Raw genomic sequence first — 21,442 nt, 5'->3', positions numbered from 1 at the left:
AAGTGACGCGATCGTTATCCGGATTTGAGCGTCCGATGAGCGAACGAGGGGTAACCGCTGCTACATACATCGACTTTGCGGGTGCACCGGCCGGCCGAGGTGTGACTCGTGCGACTCGCGACGCAGCCCTCGCGCGGCCTTTTAGCCGATCAGCGTGGAGACGAGGGTCTCCTGGAGGCCGCCGAGCCAGAGGTAGGCCATCACCATCGGTTTGCGGGCGTCGGAGTCCGGCAGCTGGTAGAGCAGGTCCGTGTCGTCCTCGTCGGTCACCTCGAGGCGGGCGCCGATCGCCAGGCGCAGGTCGTTGAGCGCGCCGAGCCAGTGCCGCGACTCGTCGGCGGACAGCTTCAGGACAGCGCCGCCCTCGCCCTTGGACGTCATGGAGTCCAGGGAGCGGATCACCACCAGGGCGTCGTCGCGCTTCTTGGCCCGCAGGTCGTTCTCGGTGAAGCGCCTGAACTCCGATGAGTACGCGCGCAGTTCGTCCTCATCGGCCTTCTCGCTGCCGGGGCCGCCGTACGCGTCCGGGAGCAGCCGCTGGAGGACGGGGTCGGTGGGCGGCTCACTCGGGCCCTCCGCGAACAGCTCCGCGAGGGGGTCGTCGGAGGCGTCCTCGGCCGGACCCGGGCCGATCAGCTCCAGGAGCTGCACGGCGAGGGAGCGGATGATCGAGATCTCGACCTCGTCGAGCGCGACGGCCGCGCCGCCCCCGGGGATGGCTTCGAATTGTCCTGGCATCAGATGTGTCGCTACTTCCGGTCCTGCTGGAGGGTGGCCCAAAGACCGTATCCGTGCATGGCCTGTACGTCGCGCTCCATCTCCTCGCGGGAGCCGGTGGAGACGACCGCGCGGCCCTTGTGGTGCACGTCCATCATCAGCTTCGTGGCCTTCTCCTTCGAGTACCCGAAGTAGGACTGGAACACATAGGTCACGTAACTCATCAAGTTGACCGGGTCGTTGTGGACGAGCGTGATCCAGGGGACGTCGGGCTCCGGGACGGCGAAGGTCTCTTCGGCCGATTCCGGGCGGGTGATCTCTGCGGGAGCCGTACTCACTTGTCCCATGCTGCCACCCGCAGGGGGCCCTCGCACAAATGGACTCAGGAAATCGTCAGAGTGACGAGATGCGGGGTAGCATCCTTCGTATGAACACAGCGGACCTTGGGCTGCCGGTGGATGTTCCGTCGACAGCGCTCTTCACGGATCACTACGAGCTCACGATGCTGCAGGCCGCGCTGAAGGCCGGCACGGCCGACCGGCGCTCCGTCTTCGAGGTCTTCACGCGCAGACTGCCCGAGGGGCGCCGCTACGGAGTGGTGGCGGGGACCGGCCGGGTCCTGGACGCCGTGGAGAACTTCCGCTTCGACGCCGACGTCATCGGCTTCCTGCGCGAGCGCCGCGTCGTCGACGAGGAGACCCTGCGGTGGCTCTCCTCGTACCGCTTCAGCGGCGACATCTGGGGTTATCCGGAGGGCGAGGTCTACTTCCCCGGCTCTCCCCTCCTGCGCGTGGAGGGCTCCTTCGCGGAGTGCGTGCTCCTGGAGACGGTGATCCTCTCCATCCTCAACCACGACTCGGCGATCGCGGCCGCCGCCTCCCGGATGGCCTCGGCCGCCGGGGAGCGCCCGCTGATCGAGATGGGCGCCCGGCGCACCCACGAGCTGGCGGCCGTGGCCGCCTCGCGCGCCGCGTACGTCGGCGGTTTCACCACCACGTCCGACCTCGCGGCCGGTTTCCGCTACGACATCCCCACGGTCGGCACGTCGGCCCACGCCTTCACCCTGCTGCACGACAACGAACGTGACGCCTTCCAGGCCCAGGTCGACTCGCTGGGCCCCGGCACGACCCTGCTCGTCGACACGTACGACGTGACGGAGGCCGTCCGCACCGCCGTCGAGGTCGCCGGGCCCGAGCTCGGCGCCGTGCGCATCGACTCCGGCGACCTGCTCCTGGTCGCCCACCGGGTGCGCGACCAGCTGGACGAGCTCGGTGCGACCAGGACGAAGATCGTCGTCACCTCCGACCTGGACGAGTACGCCATCGCCTCGCTCGCGGCGGCGCCCGTGGACGCGTACGGCGTGGGCACGCAGCTCGTCACCGGGTCCGGGCACCCGACCTGCTCGATGGTCTACAAGCTGGTGGCCCGCGCGCACTCGGCGGACCCGAAGGCCCCGCTGGAACCGGTGGCCAAGAAGTCGATGGGCGCCAAGTCCTCGATGGGCGGTCGCAAGTGGGCCGCGCGGCGTCCCGACGAGCACGGCGTCGCCGAGGCCGAGGTGATCGGCACGGGAGCGGTGCCGGTGGAGCTCGCCGACCACCAGCTCCAGGTCGAGCTGGTCAAGGGCGGTGAGGTGGTGGCGCGTGAGCCGCTGGACACCGTGCGCGAGCGGCACGCGGCGGCGCGGGCCCGGCTGCCCCTCTCGGCCACGCAGCTGTCGAAGGGCGAGGCCGTCATCCCGACGGAATACATCTGATTGTGCGCCGGAGCGGAGAAGGGGCGTTCGAACGCCCTCTCCCGCTCGGCGTTCGAAGTCTCTACGCTCGGTTCATCCGGCCGAGTCCCCCACTCCCCCGAGCCTTGCCGAGCCGAAGGACACCCGATGCGCCGCGCCCTGATCGTCGTCGATGTGCAGAACGACTTCTGCGAGGGCGGCAGCCTCGCGGTCGCCGGGGGAGCCGACGTGGCCGCCGCGATCACCGAGCTGATCGGCCAGGCGCCCGCGGGCTACCGGCACGTGGTGGCCACCCGTGACCACCACATCGAGCCGGGCGACCACTTCTCCGACCGGCCGGACTTCGTCCGCTCCTGGCCGCCGCACTGCGTGGCGGGCACGGAGGGGATCGGCTTCCACCCGAACTTCGCGCCGGCCGTGGCCTCCGGGGCCATCGACTCGGTCTTCGACAAGGGTGCCTACTCGGCCGCGTACAGCGGCTTCGAGGGGGCCGACGAGAACGGCGTCTCGCTGGCCGACTGGCTGCGGGCCCGGAAGATCAACGAGGTGGACGTGGTGGGCATCGCCACGGACCACTGCGTGCGCGCCACGGCCCTCGACGCGGCCCGCGAGGGCTTCGGCACGACGGTCCTGCTCGACCTCACGGCGGGCGTCTCCAAGGAGACGACAGAGCGGGCCCTGGAGGACCTGCGGGCGGCGGGGGTGGACCTGACGGGCAAGCCGGTGGTCTAGACCCGTATGGGCCGCGGGCCCTTAAGGGGCGCGGGGAACTGCGCGATCAGCCCCCACCGGCCCGCAGCGGCAGATCAGACGGTCTCTGGCCCTGCAGCGCCTGCCGCTTCAGGGCACGAATCGGATGCCAAAGCTCAGCGGCAGCGTCCGGCGCCGTACGCCATATCAGCCCGTCCGGGTGATGCAGGACCGCCGTGATCTCGTCCGGCGTCGGCGGCTCCGCGTTGCCCCGCAGATAGACGGCCCGCAGGCCGAGGTTCCGCAGGCGTGTCAGCGCCCTCGCACGGTTCACCGCATGGACGATCATGCGGACGCTGCCGCCGCCCAGAGCCGGGTTCGGCAGGGTCAGGGCCACCACCACGCTGCCGTTCGGCAGCTTGCTGAAACCTCCTGCGGACATGGCTGGTCACACCCCCGTGAGACGTCGCACGGCGTCCCTGGCCGGACGCCGTGTCAATAAGAGATCCACAGGACGCACCTAAACACGATCGGCCGCCGCCCGCTAGGGGGTGACGGCCGATCATGGCTTGACCTGCGGAAATGCAGATTACTTCTTGGAGGGGCCCACCTGGACCGTGATCGAGGAGCCATCCTTCGGCTGCTTCACGATCTTGATCTGGGTGTTGGTGTCAGTGACCTTGACACTTCCCGTGGGGTTCTCCTTGAACCAGTAGGTGCCCTTGTGGTCGTCGAAGACCGGGACACCCTTCTGGGACTTGATCTTCAGCGCGACGTCCGCGTTGTGGAGCGTGAACTTGTCGGTCGCATACTTGCTGAAGGGCGCGTCGAACGGCTGGATCTTGTTGCGCAGCAGGGTGCCGTCCGTCCACTTGAGCGGCTTGGCGTGCGCGTCCACCGGAAGGATCAGACCCTCGCCGGGGTGCGCGCTGGTGTTGTTGTCCTTCTGCGAGGTGTCCCACTGCCAGACCATGAGGCCGGTCTGGTACGGGTAGTGCTCCACCCAGTCCGGACGCGACTTCGAGAAGCCGAAGTTGTACGGGCCGACCTTCAGGGTCTTGTCGTACGACACGTACTGGCGGTTCTCGGCGAGGTAGTACTGGTCGTACTTCTTGGTGAAGGACTCGCCGATGCGCGAAAAGCCCTTCGCCGTCCAGCCGTTGTCGTCGCCCTCGGCGCCGTCCTCGAAGACCTTGGCGCCGTCCGCGGTGATCGCGAGGGCGTCGGCCGTGAAGCCCTTGCCGCCCGCGCCGCCGTCCGTCGAGTAACGGAAGCGGACGTCGATCTTCTTGCCGGTGTACGCGTCGAGCGGGAACACGAGCTTCTTGTACGCGCCCGAGGCACCCGTCAACGCGGGCTTGTCACCGGCGTCGCGCGTGATGGGCTTGCCGTCCGCGGTGCCGTCCACGGGCGTGTAGTTGGCGCCGCCGTCCGTCGACACCTCGGTGTAGAGGTAGTCGTAGTTGGCCTCGATGTCCCACCAGCCGTCGAGCGAGAGCTCGGCCTTGGACTTGCCGGTCAGGTCGACCGAGCGCGTCAGGGTGTTCTTGAGGTCATCGCCCTGGTCGCTCCACCACTGCTTGGAGCCCTCGGTCGGCTTGGTCACCGTGGTGGTGACGGCCTTCTTCGGGAGGTCGACGACGAGCGCCTGGCGGTGGCGGGTGTTGTACTCCGAGACGCCCAGCTTGTGCTCGGACGTCGTCGCGGCCTTGGCCTTGGCGTAGTCGAGCCAGCCCAGCTGGAACTTGTCCCAGGCGGTCATGTCGCCGGGCAGGTCACCGATGGCGTCCTTGCCGGTGCCCAGCCAGGAACCGGCCGACATCAGCGACCAGAAGCCGACCGAGTTCTCGCCCTTGCCCGAGGTGTCGTACAGGTCGGGCAGGCCCAGGTCGTGGCCGTACTCGTGGGCGAAGACGCCGAGGCCGCCGTTCTCCGGCTGCATCGTGTAGTCGCCGACCCAGATGCCCGAGTCGCCGATCTGGGTGCCGCCCGCCTTGTTGTTCGAGGGCCCGGTGTTGCCCGCGTCGTTGCCGTACGCGTACCAGCGGTGCGCCCACAGGGCGTTCTCGCCCTCGGCGCCGCCGCCCGCGGACTCGTCCTCGCCCGCGTGGACGATCTGGAAGTGGTCGATGTACCCGTCGGGCTCGTTGAACTCGCCGTCGCCGTCGAAGTCGTAGCGGTCCCAGAGGTCGTACTTGGCGAGGTCCGCCTTGATCTGGGCGTCCGTGCGGCCCTGGGCCTTCTGGTCCTTGGTCCAGGCGGTGACGCCGTCCTTCACCGCGTCCCAGACGTTGGCGCAGTTGGTGTCGCCGCAGTAGTTGGAGCCGTACCGCGCCTCGTTGTAGTCGACCTTGACCCAGTCGGAGACCTCACCGTCGACCGAGTAGCGGCCGGACGAGGTCTTCTCGTAGTAGGTCTTCAGGGACTCCTTCTTCTTGCCCTTGGAGTCCTTGCCCTCACCGAAGTACAGGTCCTGGAAGTGCTTCTGGTTGTAGTCCTTCTGCCAGGCCGTGCTGTTGTCCTTCGCACGGTCCGGCTCGGCTATCTTGTTGTGCGCCGGGCCGGGCTTGCCGCCGTACTTCTTGACCGGCGCCTCGGGCCCCTCAGGACCGTCCGGGTCGAACATGGTGGTGTCGTCCACCTTGTCGCCGAACTCGACGAGGATCGTGAAGATCTTGTCGGTCTTCTCCCGGCCGAGCTCGACGTACTTCTTGTCGTCGAGCTTCACGACCTGGGAGCCGCCGCGCTTCTGCACCTTGGCGTCGCCCTCGATGACCTGCTGAAGGGCGGCCTTGCGCTGCTGGGCCTGCTGCTTGCTGAAGGGCCCGTCGAGGTCGTGGTCGACCTGCGCCTTGGCCCTGCTCGGGTCCTGCCGGTCGATGGCGGGAGCCCCGCTGGGCCCACTCTCCTCGGCCGATGCAGTGGCTGCCGAGAACGTGGCGGCTGCCGCGGCCATGGCCACGGCGGCCGCGGTCGCTCTGAACGTCCGTCTGTGGACTGTCACTTGATGCTGTCCTCCCCCGCGTCCGCGCGAAGGCGGGCCGAGGTCCCGGTCGGAGGAGGTCCGCGCGCGATACGCGTCACAAGTGACGACATTGGACCGGAGATACGGAAGAAAAGACAGACCTTGACTTGAACAGGCCAAGTACACTATGCAGGCCCGGGGATCCGCTATCCGGACGCGTACGCCCGCCCTTCGGCATGGTCAACAGGCGCGTCCCACCGTCCACTTGATGGACGTCATGAACCCGTGCGCCCCCTGTGCTGCCGCACCGTGGGTTAGGTCACGCTTACCGCCCGTTCCCGTCGGGCATGCAGCGGAATAGAGTCAATCGACGGTGCGCTACTGCGCGAGGCGGCACTTCTCAAGTCGCCGCAGCCAGGCACCCTTTGATTCGTATACAGCACCACACTGGGCTCGACCACAGCTTCACATTGGGCACGACCTCCCCCGCATCCGCTGTCCCGAGGACGGATTACGCCATGCCTCGTCCCATGCCGCTGCCTCGTCCGACCCCTGCTCAAGTCACCTACGGCACGGTGACGGTCATCTTCTCGACGCTCGCCATGCTGCTGCTGTCCCAGACGAGTTCGGGCCTCGCGGTCGCGGTGATAGCCGTCGCCGCCCTCGGCCTCGGCTTACTGGTGGCGATGACCGTGCCCCAGCCGAAACCCGCGGCGGCGCCGGCCGCACGTGTCGCTCCCGCCGCCAGGGCCACCGAGGAGCGCGTCCCCGTCCAGCGCGCCTCCGCTTCCGTGCTCGCCGAGTCCGTACGCGAGCCGGCGGGCCCGTGAGGATCACGAGCCCGCCCGAACAACCGATGTCCCTGCCGCCGCGGCGGACTGCCGCGGTCAGCCGGTGCTGACCACCACCGTCTTGGCCGCCTTGTCGTGCAGGCCCTGCTTGTAGGGCTTGTCGAAGAAGCTCCAGCCGCCGCAGATCGCCGTCCAGATGCAGGCGCAGCAGAACGCGAACGGCAGCCAGAGGACGGCCGCGCGGACGAGCGCGGTCTGCAGGGTGGGGGTCGCCCCGTCGTTGAGGTTCGCGACCCGCAGCCCCAGCCATTTCTTGCCCAGGGTCTGACCCGTCCTGGAGATCATGAAGCTGTCGTACGCGATGTAGAGCACGGCGGCGAGCAGCGACTGCCCGAAGCTCTTGCCGTACTCGACCTTGTCCGGGTCGACGTCGAACTCGCTCGTGCCGAAGCCCCACGAGAGCAGCCAGACGACCACGCCGACGAGGATCATGTCGATGATGCGGGCCAGGACACGCTTGCCGCTCTCCGCCAGGGGCGGCATCCCGGCGAGAGGGTCGTTCCCTCCGCCGTACACGCCTCCGCCGCCGCTCCCCCCGTAGGGATCTCCACCGCCGCCGTACGGCGGGGGCGGCGGCGGTGTGCCATAGGGAGAGCCGGAGCCGTCCTGCGGGGGCTGCTTCCTGAAGGGGTCGTTGTCGTCGGGGGGCGGCGGGTACTGCGGCGGTTCGGTGCTCATGGGCCGAGTCGACCGCGAGTGCGCCGGTGGCGCATCCGGCGAGCGGCTGTCCGGGTTAAGGGGCGCCCGCGGTGCTAGCCCGCCACAAACGTTCTTGCAGCCTTGTCGTGCCAGCACTGACGCCACGGGCGGTCGAACAGGCCCCACAGGACGCCGACGACCCCGATGACCAGAACGCCCGGCACCGCGTAGACGAGCCAGCGCTTCAGCGCCGAACCGAACGACGGCGTCTCGTGCTCCTCCATGTCCCGCACCTGGAGGCCGAGGACCTTCTTGCCGAGGGTCCGGCCCCACTTGGCCGTGGGCAGCACCTCGTAGATGACACCGAAGAGGAGCAGCACGGCCAGGACCATCCCCAGATAGCCCGCCGTGGTGCCGTCGAGCAGCCACACGGTGACCTTCTCGCCGGACATCTTCGCCGCGTCGATCTTGCTGTCGACGTGGTCGGCGGCCTTCGTGCCGAGCGGCAGCGCGGCGGCGCCGGTCACGGCCACCAGGACGAGGGTGTCGATGAAGCGTGCGGCGAACCGCTTGCCGAGGCCCGCGGGCCGTCCCGCCGCCTGGTTCTGCGCCATCGCGAGGAACGGGTCGCTGGCCACCGGCTTCCACGGCACGACCGGCTGCTGCTGTCCGTCACCCTCGGCGAGCCGGTGCACCTGCTGCGCCCACGAGGGCGAGCCGCCACCGGGTCCCGAGGTCACGGGCGAGGCCGCAGCGGCGGGCGCACCGCCCTGCTGCGGGACGGTGGGCTGCACGGGAGCGGGCGCGGGCGCCGGGGCGGGCGCGGCTGCCTGCGGAGGGACGGCGGTCTGCGCGGGCGCCGGGGTCTGCGCGGGCGCACCGGAGGACTTCGGGCGCAGGGCCCGGATCGCCATGGTGCCTTCGGTGCCGGGCGAGGCCGCGGTGGGCCGCACCGGTCCCGAGGGCCTGCGGAACGTCACGGTGCCCTCCGTGGAGGGCTGCTCCTCCTTGGGTGGCGTGCCCGCTGCCTGCTTGACCGCGCGGATCTGCACGGTGCCGGGCCCGCTCGCCTCCGGGGAGGGGGAGGGGGACGCGGGGGAAGGCACCCGAGGGTCCCGCGGGTCCCGCGGACCATCGGCCGTCCCCGAGGCGTCCCGCTGCTCGGGCTCGGGCTCCGCGCTCCAGGAAACCCGCTGGTCCTGCTCACCGCCGAGCCCCGTCTGCCGGGCCGCGTCCGCCTGCCAGGCGGAGGCGGGTTCGGGCCTGGCCCCGTGCTGCGAGACCTCGGCGTCCGACGCACCGCCCGGCGCACCGGGCGCCGGCATGGGCTCCTCGTCGAAGAAGTGCGGCCCGGTCTCCTCCGCGGGCGCGGGCGCGGCCGTCCCCGTACCTGAACCCGCCCCCGGAGGTGCCGGGAGCGATTCGCCGTCGGTCGGGGCGGGACGACTGGTCCCGGGCACCCAGGCCGCGCCGTTCCAGTACCGGACATATCCGGGAATGGACGGATCGGGGTAATAGCCTTCGCGGGGCCTGTCGTCGCCTGCGGCCGGAGTTGGGGCGCTCATGTCCGTCGTCCCGTATCTGCTCGGGGGTCTTTTTGAGGCTACACATCTATCAGACCCTCGCGTCCGCCTGTGCTACTCCTGCCCTACAGACCACTTTCCGGGCACAGTTCATCCACGTACGGAAAAAGTTTCCGGAACCCGCGTAATGCTCGGCGCCCACCGCGCTCTCTCCTTGCACGGGCCCGCTCCAGGGCCACGGACAAGGAAGGAACAGCACCCACATGCACACCGTGGTGGAACGCGAGCTAGAGCTCAAACTCGTCCTGTCCCCGGAACGCGCGATCGCCGTCCCGGCCCGCCTCAGCTACCGCACCGACGACCCCTACGCCGTCCACATCGCCTTTCACATCGGCTCCGAGCACCCCGTGCACTGGACGTTCGCCCGCGAACTTCTGGTCGAGGGGGTGTTCAGGCCCTGCGGGCACGGTGACGTAAGGGTCTGGCCGACCAAGGTCGAGGGGCGCAGCGTCGTCCTGATGGCGCTGAGTTCACCCGACGGAGACGCCCTCCTGGAGGCGCCGGCGCCCGCCGTGTCCGCCTGGCTGGAGCGCACGCTGCGGGTGGTCCCTCCGGGCTCTGAGGCTGAGCGGCTCGGCATCGACGACGGCCTCGCCGAGCTGCTCACGCCGACCACGGGCCGCGCCGACGACCTGTGGCTGCGCGACCCCTGGCCCTCGGACGAGTCCACGGACGGTGAGTGAGCCGGCTCACGGGGGCCAGGGTCAGCACTGTGTGCCGAAGCGTCAGAACAGCTTGCCGGGGTTGAGGAGGGAGAGCGGGTCGAAGGCGGCCTTGATGGCGCGCTGCATCTCCACGCCCACCGGGCCGATCTCGCGGGCCAGCCACTCCTTCTTCAGGACGCCCACGCCGTGCTCGCCGGTGATCGTGCCGCCGAGTTCCAGACCGAGGGCCATGATCTCGTCGAAGGACTCGCGGGCCCGGCGGCCCTCGTCGGCGTCGGCCGCGTCGAAGCAGACGGTGGGGTGGGTGTTGCCGTCGCCGGCGTGGGCGCAGACCCCGATCGTGAGGCTGTACTTGTCCGCGATGCGGTCGACGCCTTCGAGCATGTCGGCGAGTCTCGAGCGCGGCACGCACACGTCGTCGATCATCGTCGTGCCCTTGACGGCTTCGAGCGCGGTGAGCGACAACCGCCGCGCCTGGAGCAGGAGTTCGGACTCCGCCGCGTCCTCGGCCGGCACCACCTGGGTGGCGCCCGCGGCCTCGCAGAGCGCGCCGACGGCCGCGAGGTCCGCCGCGGGGTCCGCGGTATCGAAGGCGGCGAGGAGCAGCGCCTCGGTGGTCTCCGGCAGGCCCATGTGGGCCAGCGCGTTGACGGCCCTGATGGTCGTGCGGTCCATCAGCTCCAGGAGGGAGGGGCCGTGCCCGCCCTCCATGATCTTGCACACGGCGTCGCAGGCCACCTTCGCCGAGCCGAACTCGGCCGCCAGGACAAGCTGTTGGGGCGGCTGCGGCTTCAGGGCGAGGGTGGCGCGGACGACGATGCCGAGGCTGCCCTCGGAGCCGACGAAAAGACGGGTGAGGTCGTAGCCCGCGACGCCCTTGGCGGTGCGCTTTCCGGTGCTCATGAGGCGTCCGTCGGCGAGGACGACGTCGAGGCCGAGCACGTACTCCGCCGTCACCCCGTACTTCACGCAGCACAGGCCGCCCGAGGCGGTGCCGATGTTGCCGCCGATGGTGCAGGTCTCCCAACTGGAGGGATCCGGCGGGTAGTAGAGGCCGTGCTCGTTGACGGCGCGGGAGAGGGTGGCGTTGACGACGCCGGGTTCGACCACCGCGATCCGGTCGACGGGGTTGATCTCCAGGATGCGGTCCATCTTGACCAGCGACAGGACGATGCAGCCTTCGCTGGCGTTCGCGCCGCCGGAGAGGCCCGTGCGGGCGCCTTGCGGCACCACCGGGATCCGTAGCTCGGTCGCGGTGCGCATGACGTGCTGGACCTGCTCGACGGTGCGGGGCAGGACGACGACGGCCGGGGTGCCCGCGTCGCAGAAGCTCGCCATGTCGTTCGCGTACGAGGACGTGATGTCGGGGTCCGTGAGGACGGCGTCGGCGGGGAGTGCCTCGCGACCGACACAGAGACGTTCGATGAGTGTGCGGCTCATGATCACAGCCTCGCACCCGGGGCCATCGGTGTGAACCCGTGTGCGACGCCGGTCCACGTGCCGTGATGTGCTCTTCGTATTGACGCACAGTGAGCGCCATGGAGATCGAGACCGGGTCCGAGTCCGTGACGGAGCAGTCCGGAAAGGCCGGGAAGGCTGGGAAGGCCGCGAAGGCGCAGCCGACGGCCGCTCCCCGCCTCTGGAGCGAGTCGTCGCGGGGCGCGCGCCGCTCCCCCGCGGTGCGGCGGGTCCTTCTCGCCTCCGTCGCCGGGTGTGTCGTGCTCGGCGGTGTGGTCGTGCTGCTGCCCGGCTCGGGCGGGAAGGCGGCGCCGCCCGCTCTGGGCCCTGCCGGGCGGGCGATGGCCGCCGCGGGGGCCGGGGCTCCGGCGGCGCTGCCCGATCTGACCGTCCTGATCGGGGAGCGGGAGGCGCATCTGCGCAAGCATCCGGGGGACGACGAGTCGTGGGCGGTGCTCGGGGCCGCCTACGTCGAGCGGGGCCTTCGGACCGCGGACTCCGCCTACTACCCCAAGGCGGAGGACGCGCTGCGTACGTCCCTCAAGACCCGCCCGGAGGGGAACGCCCAGGCGCTGACCGGCATGGCGACGCTGGCGAACGCGCGGCACGACTTCCGTGGGGCCAAGAAGTGGGCCGAGAGCGCGGTCAGGCTCGCGCCGAAGCGGTGGTCGACGTATCCGGCCCTGATCGAGGCGTACAGCGGTCTGGGGGACGCGAAGGGTGTGGCGAAGGCCCTGGAGACGCTGCAGGAGCTGAACGCGGACATCCCCTCGGTGATGGTGCGGTCCGGGCAGGTCTACCGGGACCGCGGCTGGCGCGAGGACGCGGCGGCGAAGCTGACGGACGCTGCGGCGCTCGCGGAGGGTCCCGCGGAGAAGGCGGTGTGCCTGTACCGGGTGGGCGAGCTCGCGTGGGAACGCGGCGATCCGGCGGAGGCCCTGCGCTACTACGAGGCGGCGCTGGTCGCGGACCCGGACCATCACCCTTCCCTCGCCGGGAAGGGCCGCGCGCTCGCCGCCCTGGGCCGTATGTCGGAGGCCCTGCGCTCCTACCAGAGCGCGCTGGTCAAGCAGCCTGCTCCGGAGTACGCCCTGGAGCTCGGCGAGTTGTACGAGTCGCTGCGGCTCGCCCCTGCCGCACGGGCGCAGTACGACGTGCTGCGGGCCCGCGTGAAGCAGGAGGGGGTCAACGGCGTCAACGACGAGCGGATCCTCGGCCTCTTCGAGGCTGACCACGGGGACGCGGACGCCGCGGTGGACCGGCTGCGCGCGGAGTTCAAGCGGCACGCGAGTCCGCAGGTGGCGGACGCGCTGGGCTGGGCGCTTCATCGGTCCGGTGAGGACAAGGAGGCCCTGAAGTACGCGAAGCGTGCGACGGAGAAGGGCCCGCTGGTCGCGGTGTACGCCTACCACCGGGGGCAGATCGAGAGGGACTTGGGCGAGTACGGTGCGGCGCGGCGTCACATCGGCGAGGCGATGCGCCGCAACCCCTACTTCTCCCCGCTGCTCGCCCCCGCGGCGCGGGCGGCCCTGAACCGCCTGGGCGAGCCCCCCTCGGGCGGCCCGGCCCAGATGTACGCCCCGCCTGGCGAACGCCCGGCCCCTCTGCCGTCGCCGCCCCCGAGACCTCGCTCGAGCAAGCCGTCCACGGAGAGCTGACCCCGCAGGTCAGAGCTGGGCCGTGCCGATCAGGGCGTTGCGGGTGACGAGGCCGACGAGGTCCGCCTCCGGGAGGGAGGCCGCGGAGTCCGGTCGGCGGGGCAGGACCATGTAGCGGGTCTCCGCGCTGGAGTCCCAGACCGTGATCTGCGTGTCGGCGGGCAGGAGGAGGCCGAACTCCGCGAGCACCGCCCGCGGCTCCCGCACCACCCGGGAGCGGTACGCCTCGCTCTTGTACCAGCTGGGGGACGGTCCGAGCAGCCGCACCGGATAGCAGGAGCACAGCGTGCAGACGATGACGTTGTGGACGTGGGCGGTGTTCTCCACCACCCGCAGCCGCTGCGGCTGGACCCCGCCCGCCGCGTAACCCAGCTCCGCCACCGCCGACGTACCGTCCGTGAGCAGGCGCTCCTTGAACGCGGGGTCCGTCCACGCCCGCGCCACCACCCGCGCCCCGTTCAGCGGGGACGACCCGGCGAGGAACGCGTCCAGGGCCTCGTCGAGGACGGCCCCCGCGACGATCCCCCGCTCCTCCAACAGGGCTTCGAGTCCCCGTACTTGGCGGGAGATCAGTGCGTCGTCGTGCGTGCCGGACATCAGCCGCCCTCCGAAGGTTCGGGTTCCAGGTAGCTCTCCCACAGGTCGAGGACCACGCCGTGCTCCCCCTCGCCCCACAGTTCCCGCGCGGCGAACCGCACCGCGTACACCTGCTCCACCGGCGCGTCACCCCGCCCCTGCGAGCTGACGTCCGCCAGCGGATGGCGCCCCTCGGGTTCGATCACCACGCCCGACTTGCCGCGGGCGTAACGCGGCAGGCGGGTGTGGTGGGGCGGGTCGTGGCGGACGGTGCGGACGCGGGCGCCCGAGACGAAACGGTCACCCATCGCGCTCGCCCAGCCGGCTCACGTCGTCGGCCGTCAGCACGCCCTTGCGGACCAACAGCGTCCGGATCGCGTGGAACCACCGCTCGTAGTACGACGCCGCCAGGTACTCACCCGGCGGCATCGTCTCCACGGCGTCCCTGAACTCGTCCAGGTTGTAGACGCCTTCACGCACCAGCGCACTGTTGAGCGCGAACACCCGCGCCTCCCAGTCCGCGTGGAAGGGTTCCGTGTCGTCGGTGGTGTCGATGGGCCCGAAGCCCGTCATCCCGCCGACGTCATTGATCCTGGCCATGCCCGCACCCTAGTGCGGACCCCCGGCACTCGCCCTAGAGATTGCCGCGCTTCTCCTGCTCCCGCTCGATCGCCTCGAACAGCGCCTTGAAGTTGCCCTTGCCGAAGCCCATCGAGCCGTGCCGCTCGATCATCTCGAAGAAGACCGTCGGACGGTCCTGGACCGGCTTGGTGAAGATCTGGAGGAGGTAGCCGTCCTCGTCACGGTCGACGAGGATCTTCAGTTCGCGCAGGGTCTCCACGGGGACCCGCGTCTCGCCGGCCCACTCCCCCAGCGTGTCGTAGTACGAGTCGGGGGTGTCCAGGAACTGGACCCCGGCCGCGCGCATGGTGCGCACCGACTCCACGATGTCGTTCGTGGCGAGGGCGATGTGCTGGACGCCGGCGCCGCCGTAGAACTCCAGGTACTCGTCGATCTGGGACTTCTTCTTGGCGATGGCGGGCTCGTTGATGGGGAACTTCACCTTGAGGGTGCCGTCCGCGACCACCTTCGACATCAGCGCGCTGTACTCGGTCGCGATGTCGTCGCCCACGAACTCCTTCATGTTCGTGAAGCCCATGACCTTGTTGTAGAAGGCGACCCACTCGTTCATCTTGCCGAGCTCGACGTTGCCGACGCAGTGGTCGATCGCCTGGAAGGTGCGCTTGGCGGGCGGCTCGACGATCGGCGAAGCGGCCTGGAAGCCGGGCAGGTAGGGGCCGTCGTAGCCGGAGCGGTCGACGAGCGTGTGGCGGGTCTTGCCGTACGTCGCGATGGCGGCGAGGACGACCGTGCCGTTCTCGTCCTTGACCTCGTACGGCTCGGTGAGGCCGCGGGCGCCGTGCTCGACGGCGTAGGCGTACGCGGCGCGGGCGTCCGGGACCTCGATGGCGAGGTCGACGACGCCGTCACCGTGCTCGGCTACGTGGCCCTCGATGAAGGTGCCCCAGTCCGTGGAGGCCTTGATGACGGAGGTGAGGACGAAGCGGGCGCCGCCGTTGGTGAGGACGTACGAGGCGGTCTCGCGGCTGCCGGTCTCCGGCCCCGCGTACGCCACGAGTTTCATGCCGAACGCCGTGGAGTAGTAGTGGGCCGCCTGCTTGGCGTTGCCCACGGCGAAGACGACCGCGTCCATTCCCTTGACCGGGAAGGGATCGGCCTCGCGCGCGGTGTGGGGGGTGCCAGAGATGGCCGACGTGGGCTGAGTGTTCGCGGTAGCTGCCATGTCCGCAGGCTCCCGCCGTATCGCAAGGTGCGCAATAGTTTGCGTATTCAGTGGGCAATTTGTATGGCCGCAGGCCAGGATGAGCGGGCTATCTGTACATGATGACCACCCCCGAAGCGGAGCTGAGCGCACCATGACGATCGATCATCTGGACGGCAGGCTCATCGTGCTGCTCGCCCGCGAGCCCCGGATCGGCGTCCTGGAGGCGTCCCGCAGGCTCGGTGTGGCGCGCGGGACCGTGCAGGCCCGGATGGACCGCCTTCAGTCGAACGGAGTCATCCGCGGATTCGGTCCGGAGGTCGACCCCGCGGCCCTGGGCTACCCCGTCACCGCGTTCGCGACGCTGGAGATCAAACAGGGCCAGGGCGCCGACGTACGGGCCCATTTGGCGACCGTCGCCGAGGTGCTCGAACTGCACACCATCACCGGTCACGGCGACATGCTCTGCCGCCTGGTGGCCCGTTCGAACGCGGATCTCCAACGTGTGATCGACCGGGTGGTGGGTTTTGATGGCATCGTCCGGGCCTCCACGGCGATCGTCATGGAGAACCCTGTTCCGCTGCGGATCATCCCGCTGGTCGAACAGGCGTCGGAGGACACCTGACGCGGGCAGCCGGCGAGACGGGCAGGTGAGCAGTTCAGTGAACTTCTGGGACTACCTCGGAAACCGCCACCAGCAGCTGCTGACGGACGCGTACCAGCACGCCAGCGCGGTCTTCCAGTGCATGGTCGTGGCGACCGTCGTCGGAGTGCTGATCGGCGTCGTCACCTACCGCAGCGAATGGGCGGGCAATCTGGCCACGACCGCGACCTCCACGATCCTGACCGTCCCCTCGCTCGCCATGATCGGTCTGCTGATCCCCGTCGTCGGCCTCGGTGTCGCCCCCACGGTCATCGCCCTGACCCTCTACGGCCTGCTCCCCATCGTGCGCAACGCCATCGTCGGCCTTCGCGGCGTGGACCCCTCGCTCGTCGACGCGGCGAAGGGCATCGGGATGTCGCGCGCCGCACGCCTGGTCAGGGTGGAGCTGCCGCTCGCGTGGCCGCCGATCCTGACCGGCATCCGCGTCTCCACGCAGATGCTGATGGGCATCGCGGCCATCGCCGCGTACGCGTCAGGACCGGGCCTCGGCAACGAGATCTTCCGCGGCATCGGCTCGCTCGGCAGCAAGAACGCGCTCAACCAAGTGCTCGCGGGCACGCTCGGAATCATCGTCCTGGCCCTGCTCTTCGACGCCGTGTACGTCCTGATCGGCCGCCTGACCATCTCGAGGGGGATCCGTGTCTGAGTCCGTGTCCGAGTCCGCGCCCGAGTCCGCGTCCGCGTCCGGGACCACGGGCGCGACGATCGAGCTGGAACACCTCACCAAGCGGTACGCGGGCAGCGGCGACCCGGCGGTGGACAGCGTCAGCATGGAGATCAAGGCGGGCGAGATCGTCATTCTCGTCGGCCCCTCGGGCTGCGGTAAGTCGACCACACTGAAGATGATCAACCGGCTGATCGAGCCGACCAGCGGCCGTATCCGCATCGGCGGCGAGGACGTCACCGACATGGACCCGGTGAAGCTGCGCCGGAAGATCGGCTACGCGATCCAGTCCTCCGGGCTCTTCCCGCACATGACGGTCGCCCAGAACATCGCCATCGTGCCGAAGATGATCGGCTGGGGAAAGGCGAAGATCAAGAGCAGGGTCGAGGAGATGCTCGACCTCGTCGGGCTCGACCCGGCCGAGTTCCACGGCCGCTACCCGCGCCAGCTCTCCGGCGGCCAGCAGCAACGCGTCGGCGTGGCACGGGCGTTGGCCGCCGACCCGCCCGTCCTCCTGATGGACGAACCGTTCGGCGCGGTCGACCCGATCACCCGCGACCACCTCCAGGACGAGCTGATCCGGCTCCAGCACGAGCTGCACAAGACGATCGTCTTCGTCACGCACGACTTCGACGAGGCCATCAAGCTCGGCGACCGCATCGCGGTCCTGCGGGAGCGCTCGCACATCGCGCAGTTCGACACCCCGGAAGCCATCCTCACCAACCCCGCCGACGACTTCGTCTCCGGTTTCGTGGGAGCGGGCGCGGCCCTCAAGCGGCTCAACCTCACCCGCGTACGCGACGTGGAGATCGCCGACTTCGCGACGGTGACCGTCGACGACCCGCTCCAGACCATCTTCGACAAGCTGCGGGCCAGCGGCACGAACGAACTGCTGCTCCTGGACAAGCGCCGCCGCCCCTACAAGTGGCTGCGGCGCGGCGACCTGATGCGCGCCAGGGGCTCGCTGGCCCGCGCGGGCACGCTCGTCCACGACACGGTCACCCGTGACGCCACCCTGCGCGACGCGCTCGAAGCGGTCCTCACGGACAACGCGGGGCGGGTCGCGGTCACCGGGCGGCGCGGTGAGTACACCGGCGTCGTGGACATGGAGACGCTGATGAACTCCGTCCACGAAATGCTGGAGGCCGACCGGCTCGACGCGGTGGAGCACCAGCACGAACTGCAGGAGCAGCGGGCCGAGTTGACCCACCACGAGCAGGAAGGCCCCGGAGGGGAGGCGAAGGCGTGAACGGCATCCCCGGGCGCAACCCCCGCATCCCCGACCACGCACCGGCCCCCGGCGGCGGTCCGGACCCGCGGCCCGACGGCGAGCACGAGGTCAAGGGCCACCTCTACCGCGACACGGGCGAGGCCGAGCTGGAGCCGCCGCCTTCGGGTGCGGCCGGCCCCTCCCGGCGGCGGGTCGGCTGGCAGAAGCTCACGATCCTGCCCGCGTTCCTCGTCCTCATCCTGCTGCTCACCTGGTGGTGGTTCGAGCAGGCCGACCTGGACTCGATCTCGCGGAACGCCCTGGCGGACGGCAACGTCTGGCTCAGGCTCCGCCAGCACATCCAGCTGACGGTGATCTCCACCTTCTTCGTACTGATCATCGCGATCCCGCTGGGCATCCTGCTGACCCGCAAGAAACTGCGCAAGGCTGCGCCCGGCGCGATGGCCCTGGCCAACATCGGGCAGGCCACGCCGGCGATCGGTCTGCTCGCCCTCCTGGTGATCTGGATCGGCATCGGCGAGAAGGCCGCCCTGATCGGCATCATCATCTACGCCGTCCTGCCGGTCCTCTCCAACACGATCGCGGGCCTGAACGCCAACGACCCGACCCTCCTGGAGGCCGCGCGCGGCATCGGCATGTCGCCGTGGGGAGTCCTCGGCAAGGTCGAACTGCCCCTGGCCGTTCCGCTGATCCTCGCGGGTGTGCGCACCGCGCTCGTCCTGAACGTCGGCACGGCGACGCTCGCCACCTTCGGCGGTGGCGGCGGGCTCGGCGACCTCATCACCACCGGCATCACCAACCAGCGGATGCCGGTGCTCATGCTCGGCTCGATCCTGACGATCGCGCTCGCGCTCCTGGTGGACTGGCTGGCCTCGCTGGCCGAACTGTTCCTGCGTCCGCGCGGGTTGGAGGCCGGGTCATGAGGGTCACGATGCGTACGGCGGCGGTCGGCGTGCTGGGCGCGGCCCTGCTCGTGAGCTGCGGTCTGACCAGCGGCAGCCCGATGGTGGACGACGTGCGGCCGGGCACGATCGGCAAGGGCCGGCCCCTGAAGGGCGTCGACCTCACCGTCACGTCGAAGGAGTTCACCGAGCAGCTGGTCCTGGGCGCGATCATGGGCATCGCCTTCGAGGCGGCCGGCGCGGACGTCCTGGACCGGACGGGCATCCAGGGCTCGATCGGCGCCCGCGAGGCCGTCAAGAGCGGTGACGCGGACGCCATGTACGAGTACACGGGCACCGCCTGGATCACGTACCTCGGCAACTCCGAGCCCATCGACGACCCGCAGAAGCAGTGGGAGGCGGTGCGCAAGGCGGACGCGAAGAACGGCGTCACCTGGCTGCCGCCCGCCGAGCTCAACAACACGTACGCCCTGGCGATCAACCGGAAGAACGAGGCCAAGTACAAGCCGAAGACCCTCTCGGACGTGGCGGCCCTCTCGAAGTCGGACCCGGACGCGGTCACGCTGTGCGTCGAGAGCGAGTTCGCCTCGCGCGAGGACGGTCTGCCGGGCATGCAGAAGGAGTACGGGATGAAGATCCCCACCTCCAACATCACCAAGATGGACACCGGGATCATCTACACCCAGGTCTCCAAGGGGTCCTGCGTGTTCGGCGAGGTCTTCACCACCGACGGCCGCATCAAGGCGATGGACCTGTCGGTGACGCAGGACGACAAGCACTTCTTCCCCAACTACAACGTCGCCCCTGAGATCAACAGCAAGGCGCTCCAGAAGTACCCGAAGATGGCGGAGGTCCTGGACCCCATCACGAAGAAGCTGAACAACACGGTGGCCCAGGAGCTGAACTCCAAGGTGGACGTGCAGGGGCAGGATCCGCATGAGGTGGCGCTGGACTGGCTGGTGCAGGAGGGGTTCGTGAAGGAGGGGTAGCTCTTGGCCGGGGGCCGCCGGGAGTTGCAAAGACTCCGTTGCAGCGAAACCCTTGCAACGGAGTCTTTGCAACTCTACGCTCATGGGCATGACGGAACAGCCGGAGCCCCTGAAGGTCCGTACGCTCGACGCCCGCTCGCTGCGGGGCATCGCGCACCCCCTGCGGATGCGACTGCTCGGCTCGTTGCGCATCGACGGACCGGCCACAGCGTCCCAACTCGCGGAGCGTTTCGGTGAGTCAAGCGGCGCGACCAGCTATCACCTGCGCCAACTCGCGGCTCACGGCTTCGTCGAGGATGCCCCGGAGCACGGCAAGGGCCGCGAGCGGTGGTGGCGGGCGGCCCAGCAATCCACGGAGTTCAGCAACACGCTCACTCGGGACGCCGATCCTGCGGTGCGCGGGGCGGCGGCGCTGTATCTGCACGAGGTCGCGGCCCTGCACTCAGAGGCGTTGTCCACCTGGGTCGGAACCATCCACGAATGGCCCGAGGAGTGGCAGTCCAGCGCGGACATCAGCGACCGGACCCTGCGACTCACCCCGGCGCTGGCCGCCGAGCTGGGCGAGAAGGTCGATCAACTGATCGCGAGCTACCGCGGGTCGGCACCCGAGGACGACGACCCGCAGGCCGAACACGTCCGCATCCACACCCATGTGTTCCCGACGCGACGACCCGACTGAGAGGAACCCACCAGCCATGCACCCCGACGTACATCTCCTGCTGCACCACACCCGTACCGAAGAGCTCCACCGTGCCGCGCCCTTACGCGGCAGCCGCCCCCCGCTTCGTACTCAACTCGGCTGGACCATGGTCGAGTTGGGTCTGCGCCTGGTCAGCAGCTCGGGACCTTGCCGCCCCGGTCCAGGGAACGCAGCGCGTCAACCGTGCCCTTCAGCGTCGTGATCGGGATCAGCCGCAGGCCCTTGGGCAGCTCCGCCTGAGCGTCCGAGCACTCGTCCTCGGGGACCAGGAAGACGGTCGCGCCGTCACGCCTGGCGGCCTGCGTCTTCAGGGCCACACCGCCGACCGGGCCGACCTTCCCGTCCTCGGAGATCGTGCCGGTGCCCGCGATCTTCCGGCCGCCCGTGAGGTCCCCGCCGCTGCCGTTGCCGTCGATCAGGTCGATGATGCCGAGCGAGAGGAAGAGGCCCGCGCTGGGGCCCCCGATCTTGCCGAGGTCGACCTTCACCTTCACCTTGTCCGTGCCGTCCACGCCGTTCTCGTCGAGGTAGGCGAGGGCCGCCTGCGTGGCCGTGTCCTGCGACTTCCTCATGTCGCCGAGGTTGTGCTCCTCGACTTCCTTGACGTTGTCGCCGGTGGGATAGACCGAGTCCTTGGGCATCACGGCACGGTCCGTACGGAACCAGCCGTCCACCACGTCGCTCAGGCTCGCGTCCATGTCGGGCCCCGTGGCCACGATCGTCGTCATCCGCAGCTGCCCCTTCGGCTCCCTGGTGGGCGTACCGGTGATCGTGATGACCGGCTTGCCCTCGCTCTTGCCGAGCACGTTCGCCGTCGACCCCGGCTGGGCCACCGCGAACGGCAGCGGCGCGAGACCGGCGACGGCCAGGAGGGCGATCACGGGGACGGCACAGACGGCGAGCGCCTTGGGGCGCGTGAGGCTGGAGAGGGAGAACACGGGATCAATCTAACGTGACCGGTTCCATGACCGG

Annotated in this window: 23 protein-coding genes; 11 read left to right on the top strand and 12 right to left on the bottom strand. The window is 69.7% G+C overall.

The genetic code is table 11. The annotated features are described in order from the left end of the window. Window positions 1–141 precede the first annotated feature (141 nt). Together AB0M70_RS05160 and clpS are read right to left on the bottom strand one after the other, a co-directional pair. Entirely contained in the window at window positions 142–738 is a 597-nt protein-coding gene (locus AB0M70_RS05160) for a DUF2017 domain-containing protein (RefSeq protein WP_365816531.1), read from the bottom strand. A gap of 11 nt (window positions 739–749) precedes the next feature. Then, window positions 750–1,064: an ATP-dependent Clp protease adapter ClpS gene (clpS, locus tag AB0M70_RS05155; RefSeq protein WP_363211444.1), complete on the bottom strand. Its 315-nt coding sequence runs from the start codon at window positions 1,062–1,064 to the stop codon at window positions 750–752. Between the two features lie 80 nt (window positions 1,065–1,144). Here clpS and AB0M70_RS05150 point away from each other — a divergent pair, with 80 nt between their 5' ends. Together AB0M70_RS05150 and AB0M70_RS05145 are read left to right on the top strand one after the other, a co-directional pair. After that, window positions 1,145–2,473: a nicotinate phosphoribosyltransferase gene (locus AB0M70_RS05150; protein WP_365816529.1), complete on the top strand. Its 1,329-nt coding sequence runs from the start codon at window positions 1,145–1,147 to the stop codon at window positions 2,471–2,473. Between the two features lie 126 nt (window positions 2,474–2,599). Beyond that, window positions 2,600–3,184, top strand: a complete 585-nt coding sequence (locus AB0M70_RS05145; RefSeq protein ID WP_365816527.1) for an isochorismatase family protein — start codon at window positions 2,600–2,602, stop codon at window positions 3,182–3,184. A 46-nt stretch (window positions 3,185–3,230) separates the two neighbouring features. Here AB0M70_RS05145 and AB0M70_RS05140 read toward each other — a convergent pair whose 3' ends face one another. Then, on the bottom strand, window positions 3,231–3,584 hold the full coding sequence (locus tag AB0M70_RS05140; protein ID WP_365816525.1) for a hypothetical protein: 354 nt from the start codon (window positions 3,582–3,584) through the stop codon (window positions 3,231–3,233). A gap of 147 nt (window positions 3,585–3,731) precedes the next feature. Then, window positions 3,732–6,146, bottom strand: coding sequence for an immune inhibitor A domain-containing protein (locus AB0M70_RS05135; protein ID WP_365816523.1), 2,415 nt, complete (start codon window positions 6,144–6,146; stop codon window positions 3,732–3,734). Between the two features lie 497 nt (window positions 6,147–6,643). Here AB0M70_RS05135 and AB0M70_RS05130 point away from each other — a divergent pair, with 497 nt between their 5' ends. Continuing rightward, window positions 6,644–6,937, top strand: a complete 294-nt coding sequence (locus AB0M70_RS05130; RefSeq protein ID WP_365817544.1) for a hypothetical protein — start codon at window positions 6,644–6,646, stop codon at window positions 6,935–6,937. A 57-nt stretch (window positions 6,938–6,994) separates the two neighbouring features. Here the strand turns inward: AB0M70_RS05130 and AB0M70_RS05125 are convergent, their stop codons facing one another. Both AB0M70_RS05125 and AB0M70_RS05120 read right to left on the bottom strand, forming a co-directional pair. Further along, the gene (locus AB0M70_RS05125; protein ID WP_365816521.1) at window positions 6,995–7,636 is read right to left on the bottom strand and encodes an RDD family protein; all 642 of its coding nucleotides are present in this window, start codon (window positions 7,634–7,636) and stop codon (window positions 6,995–6,997) included. 74 nt (window positions 7,637–7,710) lie between these two features. After that, a complete protein-coding gene (locus AB0M70_RS05120; protein WP_365816519.1) occupies window positions 7,711–9,162 on the bottom strand; it encodes an RDD family protein in 1,452 nt (483 codons plus the stop codon). Window positions 9,163–9,383: 221 nt separating this feature from the next. Between AB0M70_RS05120 and AB0M70_RS05115 the strand changes: the two genes are divergently transcribed. Further along, entirely contained in the window at window positions 9,384–9,863 is a 480-nt protein-coding gene (locus tag AB0M70_RS05115; protein WP_365816517.1) for an SsgA family sporulation/cell division regulator, read from the top strand. A gap of 42 nt (window positions 9,864–9,905) precedes the next feature. Here AB0M70_RS05115 and AB0M70_RS05110 read toward each other — a convergent pair whose 3' ends face one another. After that, window positions 9,906–11,285, bottom strand: coding sequence for an FAD-linked oxidase C-terminal domain-containing protein (locus AB0M70_RS05110; protein ID WP_365816514.1), 1,380 nt, complete (start codon window positions 11,283–11,285; stop codon window positions 9,906–9,908). Window positions 11,286–11,383: 98 nt separating this feature from the next. On the opposite strand from AB0M70_RS05110, the gene AB0M70_RS05105 reads away from it, so the two are divergent. Further along, window positions 11,384–12,961, top strand: a complete 1,578-nt coding sequence (locus AB0M70_RS05105) for a tetratricopeptide repeat protein (RefSeq protein WP_365816512.1) — start codon at window positions 11,384–11,386, stop codon at window positions 12,959–12,961. A 9-nt stretch (window positions 12,962–12,970) separates the two neighbouring features. Here the strand turns inward: AB0M70_RS05105 and nthA are convergent, their stop codons facing one another. From nthA to hppD, 4 genes are read right to left on the bottom strand one after another with little or no spacing between them, the layout of a single operon-like run. Continuing rightward, window positions 12,971–13,558 carry a nitrile hydratase subunit alpha gene (gene nthA / locus AB0M70_RS05100; RefSeq protein ID WP_365816510.1) on the bottom strand — a complete coding sequence of 196 codons (588 nt, stop codon included), beginning with the start codon at window positions 13,556–13,558 and terminating at the stop codon, window positions 12,971–12,973. Continuing rightward, window positions 13,558–13,845 carry an SH3-like domain-containing protein gene (locus AB0M70_RS05095; protein ID WP_365816508.1) on the bottom strand — a complete coding sequence of 96 codons (288 nt, stop codon included), beginning with the start codon at window positions 13,843–13,845 and terminating at the stop codon, window positions 13,558–13,560. Before AB0M70_RS05095 ends, nthA begins: the two co-directional genes overlap by 1 nt. Then, a complete protein-coding gene (locus tag AB0M70_RS05090; RefSeq protein ID WP_365816506.1) occupies window positions 13,838–14,137 on the bottom strand; it encodes a hypothetical protein in 300 nt (99 codons plus the stop codon). Before AB0M70_RS05090 ends, AB0M70_RS05095 begins: the two co-directional genes overlap by 8 nt. Before the next feature lie 34 nt (window positions 14,138–14,171). Beyond that, window positions 14,172–15,341 (bottom strand): 4-hydroxyphenylpyruvate dioxygenase, encoded by a 1,170-nt coding sequence (gene hppD, locus AB0M70_RS05085; protein WP_365816504.1) that lies wholly within the window; start codon window positions 15,339–15,341, stop codon window positions 14,172–14,174. A gap of 133 nt (window positions 15,342–15,474) precedes the next feature. Between hppD and AB0M70_RS05080 the strand changes: the two genes are divergently transcribed. From AB0M70_RS05080 to AB0M70_RS05055, 6 genes are all read left to right on the top strand, one after another. Further along, window positions 15,475–15,945 carry an Lrp/AsnC family transcriptional regulator gene (locus AB0M70_RS05080; RefSeq protein ID WP_160505290.1) on the top strand — a complete coding sequence of 157 codons (471 nt, stop codon included), beginning with the start codon at window positions 15,475–15,477 and terminating at the stop codon, window positions 15,943–15,945. A 37-nt stretch (window positions 15,946–15,982) separates the two neighbouring features. Next, window positions 15,983–16,630 carry an ABC transporter permease gene (locus AB0M70_RS05075; RefSeq protein WP_365817542.1) on the top strand — a complete coding sequence of 216 codons (648 nt, stop codon included), beginning with the start codon at window positions 15,983–15,985 and terminating at the stop codon, window positions 16,628–16,630. After that, window positions 16,623–17,897, top strand: coding sequence for a betaine/proline/choline family ABC transporter ATP-binding protein (locus AB0M70_RS05070; protein ID WP_365816502.1), 1,275 nt, complete (start codon window positions 16,623–16,625; stop codon window positions 17,895–17,897). The genes AB0M70_RS05075 and AB0M70_RS05070 overlap by 8 nt, the downstream gene beginning before the upstream one ends. A gap of 26 nt (window positions 17,898–17,923) precedes the next feature. Then, window positions 17,924–18,802, top strand: a complete 879-nt coding sequence (locus AB0M70_RS05065; RefSeq protein WP_365817540.1) for an ABC transporter permease — start codon at window positions 17,924–17,926, stop codon at window positions 18,800–18,802. After that, window positions 18,799–19,770 (top strand): glycine betaine ABC transporter substrate-binding protein, encoded by a 972-nt coding sequence (locus tag AB0M70_RS05060; RefSeq protein ID WP_365816500.1) that lies wholly within the window; start codon window positions 18,799–18,801, stop codon window positions 19,768–19,770. Before AB0M70_RS05065 ends, AB0M70_RS05060 begins: the two co-directional genes overlap by 4 nt. Before the next feature lie 88 nt (window positions 19,771–19,858). Then, window positions 19,859–20,449 (top strand): helix-turn-helix domain-containing protein, encoded by a 591-nt coding sequence (locus AB0M70_RS05055; RefSeq protein WP_365816498.1) that lies wholly within the window; start codon window positions 19,859–19,861, stop codon window positions 20,447–20,449. A gap of 152 nt (window positions 20,450–20,601) precedes the next feature. On the opposite strand, the gene AB0M70_RS05050 is transcribed toward AB0M70_RS05055, so the two are convergent. Continuing rightward, window positions 20,602–21,408 carry a S16 family serine protease gene (locus tag AB0M70_RS05050; RefSeq protein ID WP_365816496.1) on the bottom strand — a complete coding sequence of 269 codons (807 nt, stop codon included), beginning with the start codon at window positions 21,406–21,408 and terminating at the stop codon, window positions 20,602–20,604. Window positions 21,409–21,442 lie beyond the last annotated feature (34 nt).

It is taken from the genome of Streptomyces sp. NPDC051214 (assembly GCF_040682375.1).
Classification (GTDB): Bacteria; Actinomycetota; Actinomycetes; order Streptomycetales; family Streptomycetaceae; genus Streptomyces.
Note: the sequence above shows the minus strand (reverse complement) of the source record. Positions and strands in the feature narration are given on the sequence as shown.